At 72.2% G+C, this 22,668-nt stretch carries 18 protein-coding genes; 13 read left to right on the top strand and 5 right to left on the bottom strand.

Annotation, left to right across the window (positions count from 1 at the left end):
- Positions 1–171 precede the first annotated feature (171 nt).
- Together OG247_RS17140 and OG247_RS17135 are read right to left on the bottom strand one after the other, a co-directional pair.
- Positions 172–1,392, bottom strand: a complete 1,221-nt coding sequence (locus OG247_RS17140) for an acetyl-CoA C-acetyltransferase (RefSeq protein WP_266878111.1) — start codon at positions 1,390–1,392, stop codon at positions 172–174.
- Positions 1,393–1,459: 67 nt separating this feature from the next.
- Positions 1,460–2,545, bottom strand: coding sequence for an SGNH/GDSL hydrolase family protein (locus OG247_RS17135; RefSeq protein ID WP_327253070.1), 1,086 nt, complete (start codon positions 2,543–2,545; stop codon positions 1,460–1,462).
- A 166-nt stretch (positions 2,546–2,711) separates the two neighbouring features.
- Here OG247_RS17135 and OG247_RS17130 point away from each other — a divergent pair, with 166 nt between their 5' ends.
- Positions 2,712–4,097 (top strand): cystathionine beta-synthase, encoded by a 1,386-nt coding sequence (locus tag OG247_RS17130; protein ID WP_327257502.1) that lies wholly within the window; start codon positions 2,712–2,714, stop codon positions 4,095–4,097.
- A gap of 358 nt (positions 4,098–4,455) precedes the next feature.
- On the opposite strand, the gene OG247_RS17125 is transcribed toward OG247_RS17130, so the two are convergent.
- Entirely contained in the window at positions 4,456–4,845 is a 390-nt protein-coding gene (locus OG247_RS17125) for a hypothetical protein (protein ID WP_327253069.1), read from the bottom strand.
- A 363-nt stretch (positions 4,846–5,208) separates the two neighbouring features.
- On the opposite strand from OG247_RS17125, the gene OG247_RS17120 reads away from it, so the two are divergent.
- Positions 5,209–6,138: an RNA-guided endonuclease InsQ/TnpB family protein gene (locus OG247_RS17120; RefSeq protein WP_442813312.1), complete on the top strand. Its 930-nt coding sequence runs from the start codon at positions 5,209–5,211 to the stop codon at positions 6,136–6,138.
- Between the two features lie 42 nt (positions 6,139–6,180).
- On the opposite strand, the gene OG247_RS17115 is transcribed toward OG247_RS17120, so the two are convergent.
- The gene (locus OG247_RS17115) at positions 6,181–7,512 is read right to left on the bottom strand and encodes an MFS transporter (RefSeq protein WP_327253068.1); all 1,332 of its coding nucleotides are present in this window, start codon (positions 7,510–7,512) and stop codon (positions 6,181–6,183) included.
- Between the two features lie 316 nt (positions 7,513–7,828).
- On the opposite strand from OG247_RS17115, the gene OG247_RS17110 reads away from it, so the two are divergent.
- Positions 7,829–8,671 (top strand): MurR/RpiR family transcriptional regulator, encoded by an 843-nt coding sequence (locus OG247_RS17110; protein ID WP_327253067.1) that lies wholly within the window; start codon positions 7,829–7,831, stop codon positions 8,669–8,671.
- Positions 8,672–8,729: 58 nt separating this feature from the next.
- Here OG247_RS17110 and OG247_RS17105 read toward each other — a convergent pair whose 3' ends face one another.
- Positions 8,730–10,139, bottom strand: coding sequence for a diaminopimelate decarboxylase (locus tag OG247_RS17105; RefSeq protein WP_327253066.1), 1,410 nt, complete (start codon positions 10,137–10,139; stop codon positions 8,730–8,732).
- Between the two features lie 104 nt (positions 10,140–10,243).
- Between OG247_RS17105 and hutU the strand changes: the two genes are divergently transcribed.
- The 10 genes from hutU (at position 10,244) to tnpB (ending at position 22,665) form a co-directional block, all read left to right on the top strand.
- Positions 10,244–11,908 (top strand): urocanate hydratase, encoded by a 1,665-nt coding sequence (gene hutU / locus OG247_RS17100; RefSeq protein ID WP_327253065.1) that lies wholly within the window; start codon positions 10,244–10,246, stop codon positions 11,906–11,908.
- Positions 11,909–11,943: 35 nt separating this feature from the next.
- Positions 11,944–13,149, top strand: coding sequence for an allantoate amidohydrolase (locus OG247_RS17095; RefSeq protein ID WP_327257501.1), 1,206 nt, complete (start codon positions 11,944–11,946; stop codon positions 13,147–13,149).
- On the top strand, positions 13,140–14,480 hold the full coding sequence (locus tag OG247_RS17090; protein ID WP_327253064.1) for a formimidoylglutamate deiminase: 1,341 nt from the start codon (positions 13,140–13,142) through the stop codon (positions 14,478–14,480). The genes OG247_RS17095 and OG247_RS17090 overlap by 10 nt, the downstream gene beginning before the upstream one ends.
- 353 nt (positions 14,481–14,833) lie before the next feature.
- A complete protein-coding gene (gene hutI / locus OG247_RS17085; RefSeq protein WP_327253063.1) occupies positions 14,834–16,012 on the top strand; it encodes an imidazolonepropionase in 1,179 nt (392 codons plus the stop codon).
- Positions 16,013–16,189: 177 nt separating this feature from the next.
- Positions 16,190–16,873: an LPXTG cell wall anchor domain-containing protein gene (locus OG247_RS17080; protein ID WP_327253062.1), complete on the top strand. Its 684-nt coding sequence runs from the start codon at positions 16,190–16,192 to the stop codon at positions 16,871–16,873.
- Between the two features lie 17 nt (positions 16,874–16,890).
- The gene (locus OG247_RS17075; RefSeq protein ID WP_327253061.1) at positions 16,891–17,940 is read left to right on the top strand and encodes a hypothetical protein; all 1,050 of its coding nucleotides are present in this window, start codon (positions 16,891–16,893) and stop codon (positions 17,938–17,940) included.
- A 77-nt stretch (positions 17,941–18,017) separates the two neighbouring features.
- A complete protein-coding gene (locus OG247_RS17070; protein WP_442813625.1) occupies positions 18,018–19,196 on the top strand; it encodes a hypothetical protein in 1,179 nt (392 codons plus the stop codon).
- The gene (locus OG247_RS17065) at positions 19,193–20,497 is read left to right on the top strand and encodes a hypothetical protein (protein WP_327253059.1); all 1,305 of its coding nucleotides are present in this window, start codon (positions 19,193–19,195) and stop codon (positions 20,495–20,497) included. Before OG247_RS17070 ends, OG247_RS17065 begins: the two co-directional genes overlap by 4 nt.
- Positions 20,498–20,632: 135 nt before the next feature.
- Positions 20,633–21,211, top strand: coding sequence for an IS607 family transposase (locus OG247_RS17060; protein WP_327253058.1), 579 nt, complete (start codon positions 20,633–20,635; stop codon positions 21,209–21,211).
- Complete coding sequence (tnpB, locus tag OG247_RS17055) at positions 21,208–22,665, top strand: IS607 family element RNA-guided endonuclease TnpB (protein WP_327253057.1); 1,458 nt, start codon at positions 21,208–21,210, stop codon at positions 22,663–22,665. The genes OG247_RS17060 and tnpB overlap by 4 nt, the downstream gene beginning before the upstream one ends.
- Positions 22,666–22,668 lie beyond the last annotated feature (3 nt).

Raw genomic sequence — 22,668 nt, 5'->3', positions numbered from 1 at the left:
CCTGCGAAAACAATGATCCCCCAGGACTAAGGTCACATCCTGGGGGACATTTGGTCACAGAATGGCCGCGACAGGATTAGATTCGATGTCAGTACGGCGTATGGGATCAAGGCGGATCCCTTACGGCGTCTGGCCTCGGCTCTTGATCCCGACGGCCCCGCCCGCTCCGGACTAGCTGAGACGCTCGATGATCATGGCCATGCCCTGACCGCCGCCGACGCACATGGTTTCGAGGCCGAACTGCTTGTCGTGGAACTGCAGGCTGTTGATCAGCGTGCCCGTGATGCGCGCGCCGGTCATCCCGAACGGGTGACCGATGGCGATGGCCCCGCCGTTGACGTTCAGCTTCTCCAGCGGGATCTCCAGGTCCCGGTAGGAGGGGATCACCTGGGCCGCGAAGGCCTCGTTGATCTCGAACAGGTCGATGTCGCCGACGGTCAGGCCCGCCCGCTTCAGCGCCTGCTTGGAGGCCTCGACCGGGCCCAGGCCCATGATCTCGGGGGAGAGGCCGGTGACACCGGTGGAGACGATCCGGGCCAGCGGGGTCAGGCCCAGCTCGCGCGCCTTGGTGTCGCTCATGACGACCAGCGCCGCGGCGCCGTCGTTCAGCGGGCAGCAGTTGCCGGCCGTGATCAGGCCGTCGGGGCGGAAGACGGGCTTGAGGCCCTGGACGGCCTCCAGGGTGACCCCGGCGCGCGGGCCGTCGTCCTGCGAGACGACCGTGCCGTCCGGGGTGGTGACCGGGGTGATCTCGCGGGCCCAGAAGCCGTTCTTGATGGCTTCCTCGGCCAGGTTCTGCGAGCGCACGCCGAACTCGTCCATGTCGGCGCGGGTCACGCCCTTGAGCCGGGCCAGGTTCTCCGCGGTCTGCCCCATCCCGATGTACGCGTCGGGGGTGCGGCCGTCCTCGCGCGGGTCGTGCCAGGAGGAGCCCGTGGACTCGGCGACCTCCTTGGTGCGGGCCTCGGACTCGGCGAAGAGCGGGTTGTGCGTGCCCGGGATGCCGTCGGAGGAGCCGTTCACGGACCGGGAGACCATCTCGACGCCCGCGGAGATGAAGACGTCGCCCTCGCCCGCCTTGATGGCGTGCAGCGCCATCCGGGAGGTCTGGAGCGAGGAGGCGCAGTAGCGGGTGATCGTGGTGGCCGGCAGGTGGTCCATGCCCATCTGCACCGCGACGATCCGGCCGAGGTTGTGGCCCTGCTCGCCGCCCGGGAGACCGCAGCCCAGCATCAGGTCGTCGATCTCGCGCGGGTCCAGCCCGGGGACCTTGGCGAGGGCGGCCTGGATGACCGTGGCCGTCAGATCGTCCGGGCGGACGTCCTTGAGGGATCCCTTGAAGGCGCGCCCGATCGGCGAACGGGCGGTGGAAACGATGACGGCTTCGGGCATCGGGGCTCCAAGGGAGGTGGTGTCGTACCGGGACCGCATGCGAAGTTACCGCCCCGTACCGTCGAGGTCACTGTCCATGCGATGTGACTCCGGTCGCTCTGGACGCCCCCGCCGGGCCGCCCGACGTGCCGCCCGACGTGGCGGCCGGTGCGGCGGCGCCTCCGATCTCCTCCGCGAGCTCCTCGCCCGGCACCCGGCGCCTGCGCCGGTACTTGAGCAGGGCCCACGCGCCGCGGGCCCCGGTCACCTCCGTGCCGGCCTGCCCCGCCGCCGCCGAGGCGGCCTTGGCCAGCGGGAGCATGTCCTCGTTGCGCGAGACGTCCAGCCGGTCCGATTCGGGCCAGACGCCCAGGGCCGCGCACAGGGTCGGCAGTATGGCCATCGCCGCGGTGGCGTACCCCTCCGCCGACGGGTGGTAGGAGTCCGGTCCGAACATCTCGCGGGGGTTCGCCGCGAACTCCGTCCCCATCAGGTCGCCGATGGAGACGGTACGGGCGCCCAGCGCGAGCACCCCGATCGTCTGGGCGGCCGCCAGCTGGCGCGAGACCCTGCGGGCCAGCCACCGCAGCGGCTGGTACACCGGCTCGATGGTGCCCAGGTCCGGACAGGTGCCGACCACCACCTCGGAGCCCGCCAGCCGCAGCCGGCGTACGGCCGCGGTCAGCAGCCGCACCGACTGGGTGGGCGGCATCCGGCGGGTCACGTCATTGGCGCCGATCATGATCACGCACACGTCGGGGGGCGGGCCGTCACCGTCCAGCAGCAGCCCCGTCTGGCGGTCCAGGTCGTCCGACATGGCACCCGAGAGCGCCACGTTGCGCAGCTCCACCGGCCGCTCGGCCACCGCCGCCAGCCCCGAGGCCAGCAGGGCGCCCGGAGTCTGTCTGGCCCGCCGCACCCCCAGTCCGGCGGCCGTGGAATCGCCCAGCACGCCGAACCGCAGCGGGCCCGGACTCAGCTCGGGGCCGCCGAATTCGCTCCCGTACAGCCCGTCCGCGCGCGGCGGATCCGGCAAACCGGTGCCGACCGTGCGCTTCGCGAACTGCATCTCCGCCACTACCAGCCCGACCGCGGCGGCTCCGACGAGCCCGAGCCCGCCACCGCCGTACGCCGCCCCCGCCGCGATGCGGCGGGCCGTCCTCGCCCTGGACACCCTTCAAGCCACCTTCTCGGTCCTTGGCCGGATCCCTGTGCCGTCCCTGCAGACCCCGCCGTCCTGTTGACCTACCTGCCCCGTACGGCCGGTCGGCCAATCCCTTTCCGCATAGTCTGGCGGTGCCTCCCGGAGAACCCGTGGAGTCCCCTCCTTGGAGAACATGGTGCAATTCCACGACTCGATGATCAGCCTCGTCGGCAATACCCCGCTGGTGAAGCTCAACCGTGTGTCCGAAGGCCTCCAGGCCACCGTCCTGGCCAAGGTCGAGTACTTCAATCCCGGCGGATCCGTGAAGGACCGGATCGCCGTGCGGATGATCGAGGCCGCCGAACAGAGCGGAGCACTCAAGCCCGGCGGCACCATCGTGGAGCCCACGAGCGGCAACACGGGTGTAGGACTCGCCATCGTGGCCCAGCAGAAGGGTTACAAGTGCATCTTCGTCTGCCCTGACAAGGTCTCGATGGACAAGATCAACGTCATGCGCGCGTACGGCGCCGAGGTCGTGGTCTGCCCGACCGCCGTCGACCCCGAGCACCCGGACTCGTACTACAACGTGTCCGACCGCCTCGTGCGCGAGACCCCGGGCGCCTGGAAGCCCGACCAGTACAGCAACCCGAACAACTCGCGCTCGCACTACGAGACCACCGGTCCCGAGCTCTGGGAGCAGACGGCCGGGAAGATCACCCACTTCGTCGCCGGCGTCGGCACGGGCGGCACGATCTCGGGCACCGGCCGGTACCTCAAGGAGGCCTCCGGCGGCAGCGTGAAGGTCATCGGCGCGGACCCCGAGGGCTCGGTCTACTCCGGCGGCTCGGGCCGCCCGTACCTCGTCGAGGGCGTCGGCGAGGACTTCTGGCCCACCGCCTACGACCCCACCGTGACCGACGAGATCATCGCGGTGTCCGACAAGGACTCCTTCCAGATGACCCGCCGCCTCGCCAAGGAGGAGGGCCTGCTCGTCGGCGGCTCCTGCGGCATGGCGGTCGTCGCCGCGCTGAAGGCGGCCGAGGGCCTCGGCCCGGACGACGTGGTCGTCGTCCTGCTCCCGGACAGCGGGCGCGGCTACATCAGCAAGATCTTCAACGACGAGTGGATGGCCGGACACGGCTTCCTCGAGGACGCGGGCCCCTCGGCCCGCATCCGCGACGTGCTCGCGGACAAGGCGGGCGGCATCCCCTCCCTGGTCCACATGCACCCCGAGGAGACCGTCGGCGAGGCCATCGAGGTGCTGCGCGAGTACGGCGTCTCGCAGATGCCGATCGTCAAGCCGGGCGCCGGTCACCCCGACGTCATGGCGGCCGAGGTCATCGGCTCCGTGGTCGAGAAGGAGCTGCTGGCGGCGCTGTTCGCCCAGCGCGCCTCCCTCGGCGACCCGCTGGAGAAGCACATGAGCGCGCCGCTGCCGCAGGTCGGCTCGGGCGAACCGGTCTCCGAATTGATGGCGGTGCTCGGCGAGGCCGACGCGGCGATCGTGCTGGTCGAGGGCAAGCCGACCGGTGTGGTGAGCCGTCAGGACCTGCTGGCGTTCCTGGCCAAGGGCGCCAAGTAGCGCTCACGGAGCCGCTCACGGGGCTGTTCACACGGCTGAGTGCGGACGACGCGCAAACGGTACGGGCCCGTCACGTGACGGCAGCACCGGCTTAACACGGCTCCGGCACAGTGGTGGTTGTCGGCAGGGAAGCCCGGGAAACCGGGACCCGGCCGGCAACACGAACGGCGTCGACGCACCTCCGGAGCGGCTCCCGGACCGCGTTGGACGCCACGGACGCGCGGACGGCCCTGACCCGGCCCGTGTCCTGCGCGGGGACCGCCGTCGTCCCGCCCCCGGGAAACCGGGGTGCGGCGGTCCCCGCGCATATTCGTGCCCACGAGCGCCCCGCCGGCGCTACCGCCCTACTGCCCGACCGTCAGTCCAGCGGATCGGGACGGCGCTCGCCCAGGTGGAGCCGGCGGAACTTCGCCGCGTGGACGTAGTTGACGCCCAGGATGCCGAGCCAGGCGACGACCAGACCGCTGAGGCCGGCCTGTGCCGCGCCGATCGCGGAGAGCGGGATCGCCAGCACCAGGGTGATGATCGCGAAGCCGAAGCGCTCGCCGAAGTTCCCGTCCGGGGACTCGGCCGCACCCGGGTGGGTACCCCGGGCGGCGGAGAGCCGCTCCTCCGCGAGGCGCCGGCGGACCTGCGTGTCGACCTTCTCCACGAACGAGTCCACCAGCGCGGCCTCGTACTCCGCCCCCAGCTCCCGCCGGGCGTCGAGCGTGGCGGAGAGTTCCTTCTTTAGCTCTTGGGACTCCATAGGGGCACCCTATGAACTGTCGCCCGCACTGGCACTGGGGGTAGCCCCCGTATCGCGCCGGGTGGGCCTGCGGACGGCCCCGGGGGTCGATGGGACCTGATTCGTAACGCAAAGCGATGATGGGGTCGCGCTCGTGAAGCTGGTCGTGCAGGTGAAGCTACTGCCGGAGGCTGGCCAGGCCCCGTACTTTCGGAGACTTTGCGCGCGGTCAATCGAGCCGCGAACTGGGTGTCTTCCGTGGCGTTCGAGCGCGGTGTTCCGCGCGAGTACGAGCTGCGCAAGCACACGTACTCGGAGTTGAAGGCGCAGGGGCTGGGGGCGTAGGCGGCTCAGCACACGATCAAGAAAGTTCGCGACGCCTACGTGGCGTTGAAGGCGAACATCAAGGCGGGCAACCTCGGAAGGCCGGGTAGCGAGAGGCGGACGAAAGCCGAGGGCAAGCCGATCGCTTTCCGCCCGGAGGCGGCCCACCCGTTCGATGACCGGTGCCTTTCCTGGCAGTACGACGCGCAAACCGTCTCTATTTGGACTACCGCCGGGCGCATCAGGAAGGTTCGCTTCGCCTGCTCCGTCGACGCGTTCAAGATGCTCCGCCAGTACCGCAAGGGTGAGTCCGATCTGGTCGAACGAGATGGCGTGCTCTACCTGGTCGCCGTCTGCGAGATCCCCGAGACTCCGGTCGATGGGAACCCGGACGGGTTCATCGGCGTAGACCTCGGCATCGTCAACATCGCCACCACGTCGACCGGTTACCGGGCCGCAGGACGCGGCCTGAACCGCTACCGCAAGCGGCAGCTCGAGCTCCGGCAGAAGTTGCAGGCCAAGGGGACCAAGTCCGCCAAGCGTCTGCTCAAGCGTCGGCGTCGCAAAGAGCAGCGGCACGTTGCCAACCAGAATCACGTCATCGCCAAAAAGATCGTCATCACCGCTGAACGCACCGGCTGTGGGATCGCACTCGAAGACCTGAGTGGAATCCGTGACCGGGTACGGCTCCGCAAGGACCAGCGGCCGCAACTGCACGCGTGGAGCTTCCACCAGCTCGCCGGCTTCCTGGAGTACAAGGCGAAGCGGGTTGGGGTGCCGCAGGTGTATGTCGATCCGGCGTACACCAGTCAACGGTGCTCCGAGTGCGGTTACATCGACCGGAAGAGCCGAGTCGATCAAGCGACGTTCGCCTGTCGGTCCTGCGGGGCCCTCATGCACGCGGACGACAATGCGTCCCGCTATGTCGCCCGCAAGGGGCAGGCCGTGTGGGCTGCGGGGCGTGAGTCACGCGTCCCAGCCACTGGCTAGGTGGCAGGACGGAGGAGGTCGCGCCACAGCCAGTGGTGCGTCCTACCTCCGAGTCCGGTCCTTGGGGTCCGGATCAAGTTGACCTCTTGGGACTCCGTGCGGCTTCTGGGAGCCCTCGGCTCCGCCGGCACTGGGGCTAGCCCCCGTATCGCGCCGGACCAGGGTGCGGACGGGGCGTACGAGGACGAGGGCGAGGGCGCAGCCGAGGCCGATGGCGGCGCCTGCCAGGAGGAGGGGGCGGACGCCGAAGAGGGCGCTGGCGGGGCCGGCGAGGACCTGGCCGAAGGGGATGGCGAGGATCGAGCCGCCGACCTCGTACGCGGTCACCCGGTTGAGCCGGTCCCGCGGTATCCGGGTCTGCACCGTGGTGGACCACTGGACGCCCCAGAACGCCCAGCCCACGCCGCTGACCGCGTAGCCGAGCATCAGCAGCGGCAGGTCGGGGACCAGGGCCGCCGCCAGCGGCATCATCGGGAACGCGAACATCGCGACGGCCCCGCCGAGCAGCGGGCGGGCCGGGCGGATCCGGATCGCGACGAGGCCGCCGAGGACGCAGCCGGCCCCGAAGGCCCCCTCCGCGTACCCGAAGGCCGCCTTGCCGTGCTCGGCGATGATCGAGGCCGCGCCGAGCGGGGTGAGCGGACCCCAGACGCAGACCCCGAGGACCCACCAGATCAGGATGACCGCCCACAGCCAGGACCGGGAGCGGAACTCCTGCCAGCCCTCCCGGAGGTTGGCGAGGGTGGACTCCTGGCGGCCGGAGGTGAAGCGCGGCAGCCGCAGCGCCAGCGCCAGCAGGCAGATCCCGCTGATCGCGAAGGTGGCCGCGTCGATGGCGAACACCCAGGCCGTCGAGGTGGTGGCGACGAGCACGCCGGCGATGGCCGGACCGGCCATCGTGGACGCGCCCTCGCTGACCCGCAGCACGCCGTTGGCCTGGGTGGGGTCGGCGGAGACCTGCGGGACGAGGCCGGCGGTGCCCGGCTGGAACATCGCGGTCGCGATGCCGCCGAGCACCGATCCGCCGATGACGAACCACAGCGTCGGGTGGCCGAGCCAGAGGTACAGGGCGAAGGAGCCCTGGGCCGCGCAGCGGACCGCGTCCGCGCCGATCATCTGCGGCAGGGGGTGGAAGCGGTCCGCGAACACCCCGCCGAACACCACGAAGAGGGCGAAGGAGCCCATCCACGCACCGAGCGCGTACCCGATGCCGCTCACCCCGTAGCCGAGCGAGATCATGGCCACCGCCAGGGCGACCGGCATCATCGTGTCGCCCAGCATCGAGACGACGCGGGCGGTGAAGTAGAGGCCGAAGTTCCCGGTCCAGAGGCGGGAACGGGGCCTGGGTGGGGCGGAGATGGGCGAGGACACCATGGGAGGGCAGCCAATTCGCTTGGATGTGGGGGGTATTGGCCGGTGGATCTCGGCGCGGCCGCCCTTGAGGATCAAGGGCCGGTCGTCGGGCGGTCAAGCGAATTGACCTGGGGCGGGGGAGGTGCGGGGGAGGCCGGGCGCACGTCCCGGGGGGAGCCGTGCCAAGGCCGCGGGGAGGCCGCGCCAGGGTCCCCGGAGGGTCTCGGATCGCGGGCGCGGGTTGCCGTCCTGCATAACCGCATGCAGAGTGCTCGGTGACTGAATATCCCGTTGGCGGCCGCCCGGCCGCCCGGCGGACGGGACGGAGGGGAACGGGATGAGCGAGAGCCCTGCGGCCCGGCTGCAGAAGCTGTTCGAGGGGCACCGGCTGACGCCGACCCAGCGGCGCATCGCGCACTGCATGGTGCGCGGGGCGGCGGAGGTGCCGTTCCTGTCGAGCGTGGAGCTCGCCGAGCTGGCCGGGGTGAGTCAGCCCTCGGTGACCCGGTTCGCGGTGGCGCTGGGCTTCGACGGCTATCCCGCGCTGCGCCGGCACCTGCGGGAGGTGGCACCCACCGAGCGGGCCGGGAGCGGGGACGAGGACGCGTACAACGAGTACCAGCAGGCCGTGCAGGGCGAGATCGAGAACCTGCGGCAGCTCTCCGCGATGCTCGCCGACCCGGCGCCGGTACGGGAGGCCGGGCGGCTGCTGGCCGGGTCGAGCCCGCTGCCCGTACTGGGGCTGCGCGCGGCGTCCTCGCAGGCGCGCGGGTTCGCGTACTTCGCCGCGAAGGTCCACCCCGACGTACGGCTGCTCGACGAGGGCGGCTCGATGCTCGCCGACCGGATCGACGCGGCCGCGGGCGCCGGAGCCTCGGCCCTGCTGTGCTTCGCGCTGCCCCGCCATCCGAAGGAGGTCGCGGAGGCCCTGGAGCACGCGCGGGGGGCCGGGCTGGCCGTGGTGACGGTCGCCGACTCGGCCTTCGCGCCGGTGGCCCGCCACTCCGATCTGCTGATCCCCGCGCCCGTCGGCACCGGCCTGGCCTTCGACACGGCGTGCGCGCCGATGCTGCTGGGGCGGGTGCTGCTGGAGGCGATGGCGGACGCGCTGCCGGACGCCCAGGCTCGGCTGGAGGCCTTCGACGCGCGGGCCGCGGCGCGCGGGCTGTTCGTGGAGTAGCCGTCCGGTGGAGTGGGCCTAGCGGTGGTTCAGCTGCGCCGGCTCGGCGGCCGGGGTGTCAGAGGAGGGCGTTCGGGGTGGCCGCGCCGGCCTCTGCGGGGATCGTGGAGAGGGGCTGGGCCGCGCGGGCCAGGGCGAAGCGGACCCCGCCCGAGGGGTCCACCGTGAAGCCGTGCACCGCCGGGCGCGGCAGGCTGTTGTACCCGTAGTGCGCGGTGAAGGCGTACGCCCCCGTGTCGGGCACGCACACCAGGTCCCCGGGGGCCAGCAGCGGCAGCTCCCGCGCGGCCGCCAGCAGGTCACCCGCGAAGCACGCCGGCCCGGCGATGTCCTGGACGACGAGCGGCCCCGTCAGCGGAGTCCCCTTCGCGGAGTAGGGGAGGATGCGCAGCGGCCAGGCCGCCGGGGCGTACACCGTTCGGGTGGCCAGCTGGACGCCCGCGTGCGTGAGTGCGATCGCCCGCCCGCCGGTGGTCTTCGTGTACTCGACGCGGGTCAGCACCAGCCCGTGCTTGGCCGTCAGGGACCGCCCGAACTCCGTGACCAGCCCGTACGCCCCCGAGAAGAGCCCGGGGGCGGCCGAGCGCAGGGCGCTCACGTATTCCGCGTAGCTGGGGGTGGCGGTGTCGGAGGTGAAGTTCACCGGCAGCCCGCCGCCGATGTCCAGGGTGTCGACCTGCCGCCGCCCGGCCGCAGCGTTGATCTCCTCGGCCAGCGCGTACAGCTCCCGTACCCCCTCGGCGATGAGCGCCAGGGGTACTCCCTGGGACCCGGAGTGGGTGTGCAGCCGGGTGAGCCAGGGCCGGTCCAGGTACGCCCGTACGAGCCACTCGCGCGCGCCCGGATCGCGCAGCGCGATGCCGAACTTCGAGGTGGCCGTGGCGGTGGAGAGGGCGTCGATGCTGCCCGCGCCGGTCTGCGGGTTGATCCGTACGCCGATCGGGGAGGCGATGGGTGCGGGGCCCGCCGCCCGGACGAGTGCGTCGAGCCGGGCCAGCTCCTGGGGGTTGTCGGCGTTCACCGCGACGCCCAGGGCGAGGGCCTCCCGCAGTTCGGCGGCCGTTTTCGCGGGGGAGTCGAGGACGATGTGCTCCGGCGCGATCCCCGCCGCGCGGGCCAGGGCCAGCTCGCCGGGGCTGGCCACCTCGCAGCCGAGCCCGGCGTCGGCGAGCAGCCGCAGCACCGGCACGAGCGGGGCCGCCTTGACGGCGAAGGCGTGCAGGACGGGGGTGCCGGGGGCGAGGGCCCGGGCGAAGGCGCTGGTCAGGGCGGCGGCGGAGGCGCGGATGCCGGCCGTGTCGAGCAGGCAGAGGAGGGGCGAGTCCTCGTCGATCAGGCCCTGCTCCACGGCGGCCCGTACGGCCAGGTCCCGTCGCCAGGCGGAGTCCGTGGCGGAGTCCGTGGCGGAGCCCGATCCGGAGCCCGCGGCGGCGTCCCCGGCGGCGTGCGCGTGTGCGTCGGCTGCCATGTCCTCCATCCCATCATCCGGCGCGGCCGCCCGCAGCTGTTGACTGAATCTATTCAGGGGGTAAAGATGTGAATAGATTGACCAACAACGGAGGAGGCACCGCCATGTCAGGACCCCGCCCCGTACGGGCCGCACGAGGTACCGAGCTGAGCACCCTGGGATGGCAGCAGGAGGCCGCGCTGCGGATGCTCCAGAACAACCTCGACCCCGAGGTCGCCGAGCACCCCGACAAGCTCGTCGTCTACGGCGGCACCGGCAAGGCCGCCCGCGACTGGCGCTCGTACGACGCGATGGTCCGCACCCTCCAGACCCTCAAGCAGGACGAGACGATGCTCGTCCAGTCCGGCCGCCCGGTCGGCGTCATGCAGACGCACGAATGGGCGCCGCGCGTCCTGCTCGCGAACTCCAACCTGGTCGGCGACTGGGCCAACTGGGAGGAGTTCCGCCGCCTGGAGAACCTGGGCCTGACCATGTACGGCCAGATGACGGCCGGTTCGTGGATCTACATCGGCACCCAGGGCATCCTCCAGGGGACCTACGAGACCTTCGCGGCCGTCGCCGCCAAGAAGTTCAACGGGACCCTGGCCGGCACCATCACCCTCACCGCCGGCCTCGGCGGCATGGGCGGCGCCCAGCCGCTGGCCGTGACGATGAACGACGGCGTCGCCATCTGCATCGACGTCGACCCGCGCGCCATCGACCGCCGCATCGAGCACCGCTACCTCGACGTCAAGGCGAACGACCTGCGCCACGCGCTGCAGCTCGCCGTCGAGGCCCGCGACGCCCGCAAGCCGCTCTCCATCGGCCTGCTCGGCAACGCGGCCGACCTCCTCCCGCAGATGCTCGCCGAGGGCGCGCCCATCGACATCGTGACGGACCAGACCTCCGCCCACGACCCGCTCGCCTACCTGCCGGTCGGCGTCGACTTCGACGACATGGCCGACTACGCGGCCAAGGACCCGGCGGGCTTCACCACCCGCGCCCGCGAGTCGATGGCCACGCACGTCGAGGCCATGGTCGGCTTCATGGACGCGGGCGCCGAGGTCTTCGACTACGGCAACTCCATCCGCGGCGAGGCCCAGCTGGCCGGCTACGAGCGCGCCTTCGCCTTCCCCGGCTTCGTCCCCGCCTACATCCGCCCCCTGTTCTGCGAGGGCAAGGGCCCCTTCCGCTGGGCGGCTCTGTCCGGCGAGGCCTCGGACATCCACAAGACCGACAAGGCGATGCTGGAGCTCTTCCCCGAGAACGAGTCCCTGCACCGCTGGATCAAGATGGCCGGCGAGCGCGTCCACTTCCAGGGACTGCCCGCCCGCATCTGCTGGCTCGGCTACGGCGAGCGCGACAAGGCCGGCGAGCGCTTCAACGAGATGGTCGCCGACGGCACCCTGGCCGCCCCGCTGGTCATCGGCCGCGACCACCTGGACTGCGGTTCGGTGGCCTCCCCGTACCGCGAGACCGAGGCCATGCTCGACGGCTCCGACGCGATCGCCGACTGGCCGCTGCTCAACGCCATGGTCAACGTGGCCTCCGGCGCCTCCTGGGTCTCCATCCACCACGGCGGCGGCGTCGGCATGGGCCGCTCCATCCACGCGGGCCAGGTCACGGTCGCCGACGGCACCAAGCTCGCGGGCGAGAAGATCCGCCGCGTCCTGACCAACGACCCCGGCATGGGCGTCATCCGCCACGTCGACGCCGGCTACGACATCGCCGACACGGTCGCCGACGAGCGCGGCGTCCGCATCCCGATGCGCGAAGGCGACTCGGCGTGACCCAGGAAGCCGCGGCCGGAGCCTCGTTCCACGACATGTGGGCCGAGCTCCGGCCCATCGGCCGGGACGCGGGCAGCGGTGGCTACCGCCGCTACGCGTGGACCGGCGCCGATGCCGACTGCCGGACCTGGTTCCAGGCGCAGGCCGAGGCCCGCGGCCTCGCGTACGAGACCGACCGCAACGGCAACCAGTGGGCCTGGCTCGGCGCTGAGACGTACAAGGACGTCTCGGCCGGTGACGCCGTCGTCACCGGCTCCCACCTGGACTCCGTCCCCGACGGCGGTGCCTTCGACGGCCCCCTCGGGGTGGTGTCCTCCTTCGCGGCCCTGGACGAACTCCGCAGGAGGGGCGCGGAGTTCTCCAGGCCACTTGCCATCACCAACTTCGGTGACGAGGAAGGGGCCCGCTTCGGCCTCGCCTGCGTCGGCTCCCGGCTGGCCGCCGGACAGCTGACCAAGGAGAAGGCGTACGAGCTCCGCGACGCGGACGGCGTCAGCCTGCCCCGCGCCATGGAGGCGGCCGGGTACGACCCCGAGACCATCGGCGCCGACCCCGAACGCCTCGCTCGCATCGGCGCCTTCGTCGAACTGCACGTGGAACAGGGCCGCGCCCTCGACCTGTCCGGGGACCGGGTCGGCATCGCCTCCGCGATCTGGCCGCACGGCCGCTGGCGCTTCGACTTCCGGGGCGAGGCCAACCACGCCGGCACCACCCGGCTGGCCGACCGCCGCGACCCGATGCTCACCTACGCGCAGACCGTGCTCGCGGCCCGCGCCGAGGCGGCCCTCGCCGGGGCCGTGGCCACCTTCGGGAAGATCTCCGTCGAGCCCAACGGGGTCAACGCCATCCCCTCCCTCGTACGCGGCTGGCTCGACTCCCGCGCCGCCGACCAGGCCACCCTCGACACGGTCGTGACCGCCATCGAGAAGGCCGCCCGCGAGCGAGCGGACCAGGAGGGCATCGACCTGGACGTGGTCCGGGAGTCCTTCACCCCGGTCGTCGAGTTCGAGCACGCCCTGCGCGAGGAGATGAACCGGATCCTCGGCGGCTCCGTCCCCGTGCTCGGCACGGGCGCGGGACACGACGCCGGAATCCTCTCGGCGGCCGTCCCGACCGCCATGCTGTTCGTACGCAACCCCACCGGGGTCTCCCACTCCCCGCGGGAGTTCGCCGCCGAGGACGACTGCGTGGCAGGCGTCCTCGCCCTCGCCGACGTACTGGAAGGCCTCGCGTGCCGCTGAAGACGTACTGGCTGGAGCACGCCTGGCTCGGCACCCATGTCGAGCCGGGCGTTGCCCTGGACGTAACTGACGACGGGCGGATCTCCGCCCTGCGGACCGGGGCCGAGAGCCCGCCCCCGGGAGCGGAGGTCCTGCGCGGCCTGACGGTCCCGGGCCTGGCCAACGCGCACAGCCACGCCTTCCACCGGGCCCTGCGCTCCACCGTGCAGGTCGGCAGCGGCACCTTCTGGACCTGGCGCGACTTCATGTACAAGGTCGCCCAGAACCTCACCCCCGACAGCTACTTCGCGCTCGCGCGGGCCGTCTACGCCGAGATGGCGCTGGCCGGCATCACGGCCGTGGGCGAGTTCCACTACGTCCACCACGCCCCCGGCGGAGTCCCGTACGCCGACCCGAACGCCATGGGCGAGGCCCTGATCGCGGCCGCCGCCGAGGCCGGCATCCGCGTCACCCTGCTGGACACGGCGTACCTGTCGGCGGGCTTCGGGGAAGCACCCAACCCCCACCAGCTGCGCTTCTCCGACGGCACCGCGGACGCCTGGGCGGAGCGGGTCTCGGCCCTCAAGCCCCGCGAACACGCCCTGATCGGCGCCGCGATCCACTCGGTCCGCGCGGTACCGGCGGGGCAGCTCGCCACCGTCGCCGCCTGGGCGTCCGAACGCCGGGCCCCGCTCCACGTCCACCTCTCGGAGCAGACCGCCGAGAACGACGCCTGCCTCGCGGCCCACGGCCGCACCCCGACACAGCTGCTCGCCGACCACGGGGTGCTCGGCCCGCGCACCACCGGGGTGCACAACACGCACCTCACCGACGGGGACATCGCCCTCCTGGGCTCCACCACCACCGGCACCTGCATGTGCCCCACCACCGAACGCGACCTCGCCGACGGCATCGGCCCGGCCGTACGCCTCCAGCGCGCGGGCAGTCCGCTCTCGCTGGGCAGCGACAGCCATGCGGTGATCGACCTGCTCGAAGAGGCGCGGGCGATGGAACTGAACGAGCGTCTGAGCAGCCGGACCCGTGGCCACTGGACGGCGAACGCCCTGCTCACCGCCGCCACGGCCGACGGTCACGCCGCCCTCGGCTGGTCGGAAGCGGGCCGCCTGGAAGCGGGCGCGCTCGCGGACTTCACCACCATCGCCCTGGACTCCGTCCGTACGGCCGGGGCGCTGCCCCGTCTCGGCGCGGAGACGGCCGTCTTCGCCGCGTCGGCCGCGGACGTCCGCCACACGGTGGTGGGCGGCCGCCACATCGTCCGCGACGGGTCGCACACCCTCGTCGAGGACGTCCCGACAACCCTCGCCCACACGATCGCAGCCCTCCGCGGCTGACAACCCCGCCCCACGACTCCGCCTGCGGCGGGCCTTCCCCCCACCCCGCCCCTTCCCGAAACCGGGGCCTGCGGCCCCGGGCCCCGCCCCGGGCCCCGCCCCGGGCCCCGCCCCGGGGCTCCGCCCCCGAACCCCCGCGCCTCAAACGCCGGCGGGGCTGGATTTACCCCGGCGAGGCCGATGCGCCCCGGCCGGGGCACATCCAGCCCGCGCGGCGTTTGAGCGCACCGGGCGCGCAGCGCCCGGAACGGGGCCGGGCGAAGCCCGTGCCCCGGCGGGGGCCGGGGCCGCAGGCCCCGGTTTCGGGAAGGGGCGGGGTGGGGGAACAAACCACTCGACGACCCCGAGGGATCATGACCACCACAGCCATCACCAACATCGGCAGCCTCGTCACCAACGACCCCGCCCTGGGCGACGGCACCCCCCTCGGCCTGATCCACAACGCCGCCGTCGTCATCGAGGGCGAAACCATCGCCTGGGTCGGCCCTGCCGACAAGGCCCCGCCCGCCGACGAGGCGTTCGACGCGCAGGGCCGGGCGCTCATCCCCGGCTTCGTCGACTCCCACTCCCACCTCGTCTTCGCGGGCGACCGCACCGCGGAGTTCAACGCCCGCATGTCCGGCCACAGCTACTCCGCCGGAGGCATCCGCACCACCGTCGCCGCCACCCGCGCCGCCTCCGACGCCGAGCTCGAAGCGAACCTGCTGCGCCACCTCCACGAGGCCCGCCGCCAGGGCACCACCACCTTCGAGACCAAGTCCGGCTACGGCCTCACGGTCCAGGACGAGGCACGGGCCCTGCGCATCGCCTCCGCGCACACCGAGGAGGTCACCTACCTCGGCGCGCACATCGTCTCCCCGGACTACGCCGACGACCCGGCGGGCTACGTGGACCTCGTCACCGGCGAGATGCTGACCGCCTGCGCCCCGTACGCCCGCTGGGTGGACGTGTTCTGCGAGAAGGGCGCCTTCGACGGCGAGCAGGCCCGTGCGATCCTCACCGCCGGCGCCGCCGCCGGGCTGATCCCGCGGGTCCACGCCAACCAGCTCTCCCACGGCCCCGGCGTCCAGCTCGCGGTCGAGCTGGAGGCGGCCTCCGCCGACCACTGCACCCACCTCACCGACGCCGACGTGGACGCCCTCGCCCAGGCGGCCGGGACGACCGTCGCCACGCTGCTGCCGGGTGCGGAGTTCTCCACCCGCGCGCAGTGGCCCGACGCCCGCCGCCTCCTCGACGCGGGGGTGACCGTGGCGCTGTCGACCGACTGCAACCCGGGCTCCTCCTACACGAGTTCGATGCCGTTCTGCATCGCCCTCGCCGTCCGTGACATGGGGATGACCCCGGACGAGGCCCTGTGGTCCGCCACCGCCGGCGGCGCCCGCGCCCTGCGCCGCGCCGACATCGGCATCGTCACCCCCGGCGCCCGGGCGGACCTCGCCCTGCTCGATGCCCCCAGCCACGTCCACCTCGCCTACCGGCCGGGCGTTCCGCTGGTCTCGGCCGTCTGGCAGAAGGGCCGCAAGACGGCCTGAAACAGCCGTAATCCGGACGCCTCAGACCGCCCCCGGGGGCGGTCTGAGGCCTATGTGCGGGCTGTTGATACGGCACTGTTCTTTGTCTTCCCTCCGTAAGGCCCCGGGCGTACCTTGAGCCACCAATCTGATGTGCCGTCAGTAACTTGTGGCCCAAGGTTCGAGGGGAAGACGAAGGTGTCCGACCGGAAACGCTCCACCGCGCTCGCGCTGGCCTCCGCGCTGGCGGGGGCGGCGGTACTGCTGGCCGCCCCCGCAGCCCATGCGGCCGTTGTCGACGTCCAGTACGACTGCAAGACCCCCATCGGGGACAAATCGGCGGTCTCGCCGATCGAGATCAAGGGAGTCAAGGAGGGCAGCGGGTACAAGCTGACGATGTCCTTCCAGAAGGGCGTCTCCTCCAGCCCCATCGAGCTCGGCAAGGGCGCGATGACGCCTAGTGCGGTGATCGTGGTCGGCGGCGCGGAGAAGGTGTCGGTACCGGTCTCCGGTCCGCCCAACCCCGAGGCCGTTCCGGCCAACACGCCCATCAAGATCAGCGACCTGTCGGGCACGTACACGCCCAAGAAGTCCGGCAAGGTCACGCTCACCGCGGGCGTGCTCACGATCAAGGCGATGGGTACGACCACCACTTGTACCCCGGGCAACAGCCCCAAGCCGTCCCTCGAACTCGATGTGACGGCCCCCGGCGGCGGCGCCACCGGATCGACCGGCTCCACCGGCTCCACCGGGGACAGCCTCCCGCAGACCGGCCCCGAGGACTCCGCCATCGCCCTCGGCACCCTCGGCGCCACCGTGATCCTCTCCGGCGCCGCCGGCGTGCTCTGGCTGACCCGGCGCGGCCAGCGGGCCCGGTCCTGAACGGAGCGCACCCGGTCATGCCCGTGCTCCACTCGCCCCGAAGGCCCGGCGGGTTCCTCCTCGCCACCGTCGCCGCCGTGGCCGCAGCCGTGCTCTCCTGCGCGGTGGCGGCCCCGGCGGGCGCCGACGGGCCCGGCTGGACCGCCGAGCCCGTCGCCGGGAGCGCTCCGGCGGCGGCGAAGGCCGGGGCCCGCCCGTACGTCGCCCGCCCGTTCTTCTACGTCGCGGGCCCCTCCGGCACGGTGCTGGAGGACCGCCTCGCCCTGGCCAACACCAGCGACCGGGAGCACACCATCACCCTGCGGGGCGCCGACGCCTACAACACGGCGGCCGGCGCCTTCGCCGTGCGCTCGGCGAAGGAGTCCACCGGCGCGGGCCTGTGGATCAGCTTCGGCTCGGGCGCCACGGTCAAGGTCCCGCCGCACACCCGCGCCGTGGTCCCCTTCACCGTCACCGTGCCGCCCGGCTCCCCGCCCGGCGACCACCCCGCCGCCGTCGTCGCCACCGAGGCCGGCCGCGAGGTGGGCGTACGGGTCCACCTGCGCGTCGGCGGCCCGGCACTGGCGGCGCTCACGGTCGAGGACGTCGCGGTACGGGGCAAGGGCGCGACCGCGCGCGTCGCGTACACCCTCGTCAACCGCGGCAACGTGGCCCTCGCCCCGGAACTCGTCATCAGTGCCGAGGGAGCCCTCGGCAAGGTCGCGGGCCGCAGCGCCCGCACCCTGCCGGTCGAGGTGCTGCCCGGTCAGCGCGTGGAGCTGACCGAACCCTGGCCCGGCGCCCCCGTGTTCGACCGGGTCGCCCTGACCCTCACCGTCACGGCCCCCGGCGGCGCCCGCGCCACGGGGAGCGCCTCCGCCTGGTTCGTGCCCTGGGGGATCGCCGGCGCGACCGCCCTCGGGCTGCTGGGCCTCGGCGCCGTCGCCGCGGCCGCCCTGCTCCTCGAACGCAAGCGGCGGATCCGGTCCGGCAGGTCTGGACCGGGGTCCGGGCCCGCGCCGCACGGGAGCGCCGTACCCGAAGAAGCCCCAGCGCCGGAACACGAGTTGACGGGAGCACCCAGGTGAGCGCCAAGGCCGGTGGGAGACACGGCGGCAAGGTCAGGGCCCTGGTCGCGGCGGGACGCGCGGGGCTGGCGGCAGGGCTGGTGGCGTGCGCGCTGGCGCTGTTCGCGGCGGCCCCGGCCGCCGCGGACGACGGGGCGAAACCCGCCGTGGCCCTCTCCCTCAAGGAGGCCGCCAAGGGCACGGAGATAGCCGTCACGGGCACGGGCTGGCGGCCCAAGACCATGGTGATGCTGCTGGTCTGCGGGCAGAACATGATCGGCGGCACCAACAGCTGTGCCAACGCCGACGGCGTGGCCGTCTCGGTCGCCGACGACGGGCACTTCTCCGCCCAGCTCCCGGTGGTCGCCCCGCCCAAGCCCTGCCCCTGCGTGGTCAACGTGACCTCCGTCAACGGGGACCAGTCCACCGTCGGGGCCCCGCTGAAGATCACCGACCACCCGGTGGCCGACCTGCCCGCGGAGGGCGGCACGGCCCGGCTCGCCCTGCTCACCGGGGTCCAGCTCAAGGGCGAGGACGGGGTGCTGACCTGGTTCGGGGCCCCGCCCGGCCGGAAGTTCACGGTCACCGTGGGCAATCTCGGCTCCGCCGCCGTCAAGGACCCGGTCTTCCAGCTCGGCACCGCCCACGGGGTGTTCGCACCGACCTGGGAAGAGGTCCGCTGGAAGGGCACCATCCCGCCCGGCGGCAAGGCGGAGGTCTCCCTCGACGCCACCCTGACCGCCGGGGCCCACGGGGACTACACCCTCTCCCTCAAGTACGGGGAGACGGTCCTGGCCACCCAGCCCTGGGGCGTGGCCCGCCCGTACGGGGTGCTGCTGTTCTGGGGCCTGCTCCTCCTGGTGATCCCGGCCGGGATCTTCCGGATCGGCATGGCCGTCGTCGACAAGGTCCGCCCGCGCGCGGGACTCCCGCTGGGCGGCGGCCGCCACCGGGGCCACCGCCCGCAGCCCGACCCGGCGGCGGCGGTGACCGCCCGGCTGCCGCGGATCCCGGCGGTACGGGGGCCCGCGCGGGGCCCCGTACGAGGAGGGCCGCCGGCCCGCTCCGCCCCGGCGGCCGAACCCCCACAGACCACCACGGCGGTACTGCCGTGGTTCACCCCGGACAGCGCGCCGGGGACGACCGCACCAGAGACAACCGAACCGCAGACAACGGAACCGCAGACAGCGGAACCGCGGACAACGGAACCGCAGACAACCGAACCACAGACGTCCGCACCGTCTGAGAACAGTCCGACGACGAAAGGACACTCGTGAAGACCCAACGGAGGGCGAGCGCGGCCGCGGTCGCGCTGCTGCTCGGCGGCGCGGGCATCGCCATGGGGGCCACGCCCGCCCAGGCGGACGTGATCGAAGTCGAGTACAACTGCAAGACCCCCATCGGGGACAAGTCGGCGGTCTCGCCGATCGACATCAAGGCCGTCAAGGAGGGCAGCGGGTACAAGCTGACGATGTCCTTCCAGAAGGGCGTCTCCTCCAGCCCCATCGCGCTCGACAAGGGCTCGATGACGCCCAGCGCCGAGATCGTGCTCGGGGGCGCCGACAGCGGCGCGGTCAAGGTCGACGGCCCGCCCAACCCCGAGAAGATCCCCGCCAACACCCCCATCAAGATCAGTGACCTCACGGGCGTCTACACACCCAAGAAGTCCGGCAAGGTCACCTTCACCGCCGGCGTCCTGCTGATCAAGGCGTTGGGTACCACCACCACCTGCACCCCGGGCAACAACCCCAAGCCGTCCCTCGAACTGGACGTGAAGGTCGGGGGTCCCACCCAGCCGCCGACGAGCCCGCCGCCGAGCAGTAAGCCGCCGACGAGCCCGCCGCCGAGCAGTCAGCCGCCGACGAGCGCCCCGCCGAGCAGTCAGCCGCCCACGAGCGCGCCGCCGAGCAGTCCCGCGCCCTCCCCGTCCAGCGGGGGCCAGAGCGACTTCCCGGGGCAGACCGTCGACGTCACCTTCGACTGCGGGGCCTTCATCCCCGGCGGCCCCCTCAAGGGCAAGGTGACGATCAACGCGAAGAAGAACGGCGGCAGCTACGACCTGACCGCCACGACCGCCAAGGGTGTGATGAACAGCCCCGCGGACCTTCCGGCGGGAGCGCTCCAGCCCGCGATGGACATCAAGCTCGGCGGCGCCGACAGCGGCATCGTCAAGGTCAGCGGCCCGGGCAACCCCGAGGCGATCAAGGGCGGCTCGCCGGTCAGCCTCAGTGACATGAAGGGCACCTACAAGCCCGGCAAGACCGGCAAGACCACGCTGACCCCGGACAAGCTGACCATCAACGTGGTCATGGCCCTGGGCGCCGCCCCGATCGTGGTGCCCTGCGCCGCGACGGCCAGCGCGGTGTCGCTCACCCTGGACACCGCCGCCCAGCCCGGCGGCTCCGGCACCTCCGGCACCTCGGGCAGTGCCTCCGGCACCGCGGGCGGCCTCGCCCAGACCGGAGCCTCGGACGGCGGCGGGGTCAAGGCCCTGGCCCTGGTCGCCGGCACGGTCATGCTGCTCGGCGCGGCGGTCTTCACCTTCACCCCGTGGCGCCGCCTGCGCGGCCAGAGGTAAGTCCCACCCGGAACGACAGGCGAACGGCCCGGCACACCTTTCGGTGTGCCGGGCCGTTCGCGCTGTCGGGGAGTGAACGACAGTTCCTATTTCTCTCAGTGGATATCTGCCATCCTCAGTGAATAGCCTGACGGTGTGAAGCTTTCCGAGTGGGCAGTGCGCAACGGCGTGCACTACCAGACGGCGTGGACCTGGGCGAAAGAGGGCCGCATGCCGGTCCCGGTCGTCCAGACGCCGTCGGGTACATGGCTTGTGACGGAGCCCGCCCCTCCGGCTGCGGGACGGGTCGTGGTGTACTGCCGTGTCTGGTCCGGTGACCAGTCAGCGGATTTGGAGCGTCAGGTCGTCCGGGCTGTACAGGGCGCAACGGCCCAGGGACTCGCCGTCGCTGAGGTTGTGACAGAGGTTGACTCTGGCCTGAACGGACGGCGCCGTAAGCTGCAGCGCTTGCTCGCCGACCCGGGCGTGGGCGCAATCGTGGTCGAGCACCGCGACCGCATCGCCCCCTTCGGCGTCGAGCACCTCGAAGCCGCCCTCTCGGCCACGGGACGGCGCCTGGTCGTCCTCGACCCGGCGGAGTCCGCCGAGGACCTCGTGCGGGACATCACCGAGGTTTTGACCTCGATGTGCGCACGCCTGTACGGCCGTGGCTCCGCGAGCAACCGCGCCGCGCGGGCCGTCGCCGTCGCCACCGGCCCGGAGACGGCCGGATGAAGAAGTTCAGGGCGCAGCCGGGCTTCACCGTCCTCGCTCACAAGCTCGCGCTGGACCCGAGCGCAGCGGCCCACTGCCGCCTGCACTCGCACGCAGGAGCCGCGCGGGCCGCGTACAACTGGGCGGTCGCGTACGTCACCGCTGTGTGGTGGCAGCGTAAGGCCGAGCAGTCGTACGGCATCCGCGAGGACGAGCTGACTCCGTGGCGGTCGTGGTCGTTGCCCTCGCTGCGGAAGGCGTTCAACGAGGACAAGCGCACCAACCCGCGTTTCGCCGACTGGTGGGAGGAGAACTCCAAGGAGGCGTACAACACCGGCCTGGCCAACGCGTCAGCGGCGTTCGACAATTACGCGAAGTCGAAGAGCGGTAAGCGCAAGGGCCCAAGTATGGGTACCCCCCGTTTCAAGTGGAAACGGAAAGCGCGCCTGACCTGCCGGTTCACCACTGGCACGATCCGCGTCGAGCCTGACGGCCGGCACGTCACTCTGCCCAGGATCGGCACCGTCCGCCTCCACGAGAACCGAGCCGACCTGCGTGCCCTCATCGACGCGGGGAACATGCGGATCCTCTCCGCGACCGCATGTCTGGACCGGGGCCGCTGGTTCGTGTCCCTCCAGGTCGAGCAGAAGCACCAGTTGGTGAAGGTGGCCCGTCCGGACGCGGCGGTCGGTATCGACCTCGGCATCAAAACGCTGGCCGTCCTCGCGGACAGCGACGGCGTCCTCAGCGAGGAGCCGAACCCGCGCCACCTCGACCGCGCGCAGAAGCAGCTGCACCGCGCCAGCCGGATCGTCTCTCGCCGCCGCGGTCCCGACCAGCGCACCGGGCAGCGGCCGTCGAAGCGCTGGGAGAAGGCCAACCAGGCTCGAAACAAGATCCATCACCGGGTCGCGAACCTCCGCGAGGACACCCTCCACAAGATGACGACCCGCCTCGCCTGCGAGTACGGCACGATCGTCGTCGAAGACCTCAACGTCGCCGGCATGGGCCTTAATCGGCGCCTGTCCCGCCGGGTCGCGGATGCCGCGTTCGGCGAGATCCGACGCCACCTCACGTACAAGACCCGTCGGCACGGCACACGCCTCGTCGTGGCCGACCGCTGGTACCCCTCCTCGAAGACCTGCTCCCGCTGCGGTGTGGTGAAAGCCAAGCTGCCCCTCAGCGTGCGCGTCTTCGAGTGCGACAACTGCGGCCTGGTCCTTGACCGGGACACGAACGCGGGACATAACCTGGTCGCCCTCGCGGCCCGCACGACAGGTACCGGAGCGGCCGGAGACCTGGACCCCGTCAAGGCGGAGTCGAAGCCCCGTGGAGCCGACCGGAAGACCCGCACCACCCGCCCGCGCCGCAAGGCCGGGACGGGGCGGGCAGGTGGCGCGATCCCCAGCCCCCGGGCCGGGAAGGAAACGGGAGACCGTCAACGGGTCACCAGCGCGCAACTCGCGCTCTGGTGACCC

It is taken from the genome of Streptomyces sp. NBC_01244 (genome assembly GCF_035987325.1).
Classification (GTDB): domain Bacteria; phylum Actinomycetota; class Actinomycetes; order Streptomycetales; family Streptomycetaceae; genus Streptomyces.
The sequence above is the reverse complement of the archived record's forward strand: the minus strand, read 5'-3'. Positions and strand labels throughout refer to the sequence as shown.

Bases quoted from the DNA above. Each gene is read 5' to 3' on its own strand.
- hutU (WP_327253065.1), top strand. From the start codon at position 10,244: ATGTCAGGACCCCGCCCCGTACGGGCCGCACGAGGTACCGAGCTGAGC.
- tnpB (WP_327253057.1), top strand. From the start codon at position 21,208: ATGAAGAAGTTCAGGGCGCAGCCGGGCTTCACCGTCCTCGCTCACAAG.
- OG247_RS17115 (WP_327253068.1), bottom strand. From the start codon at position 7,512: ATGGTGTCCTCGCCCATCTCCGCCCCACCCAGGCCCCGTTCCCGCCTC.
- OG247_RS17110 (WP_327253067.1), top strand. From the start codon at position 7,829: ATGAGCGAGAGCCCTGCGGCCCGGCTGCAGAAGCTGTTCGAGGGGCAC.
- OG247_RS17075 (WP_327253061.1), top strand. From the start codon at position 16,891: ATGCCCGTGCTCCACTCGCCCCGAAGGCCCGGCGGGTTCCTCCTCGCC.
- OG247_RS17125 (WP_327253069.1), bottom strand. From the start codon at position 4,845: ATGGAGTCCCAAGAGCTAAAGAAGGAACTCTCCGCCACGCTCGACGCC.
- OG247_RS17140 (WP_266878111.1), bottom strand. From the start codon at position 1,392: ATGCCCGAAGCCGTCATCGTTTCCACCGCCCGTTCGCCGATCGGGCGC.
- hutI (WP_327253063.1), top strand. From the start codon at position 14,834: ATGACCACCACAGCCATCACCAACATCGGCAGCCTCGTCACCAACGAC.
- OG247_RS17095 (WP_327257501.1), top strand. From the start codon at position 11,944: ATGTGGGCCGAGCTCCGGCCCATCGGCCGGGACGCGGGCAGCGGTGGC.
- OG247_RS17105 (WP_327253066.1), bottom strand. From the start codon at position 10,139: ATGGCAGCCGACGCACACGCGCACGCCGCCGGGGACGCCGCCGCGGGC.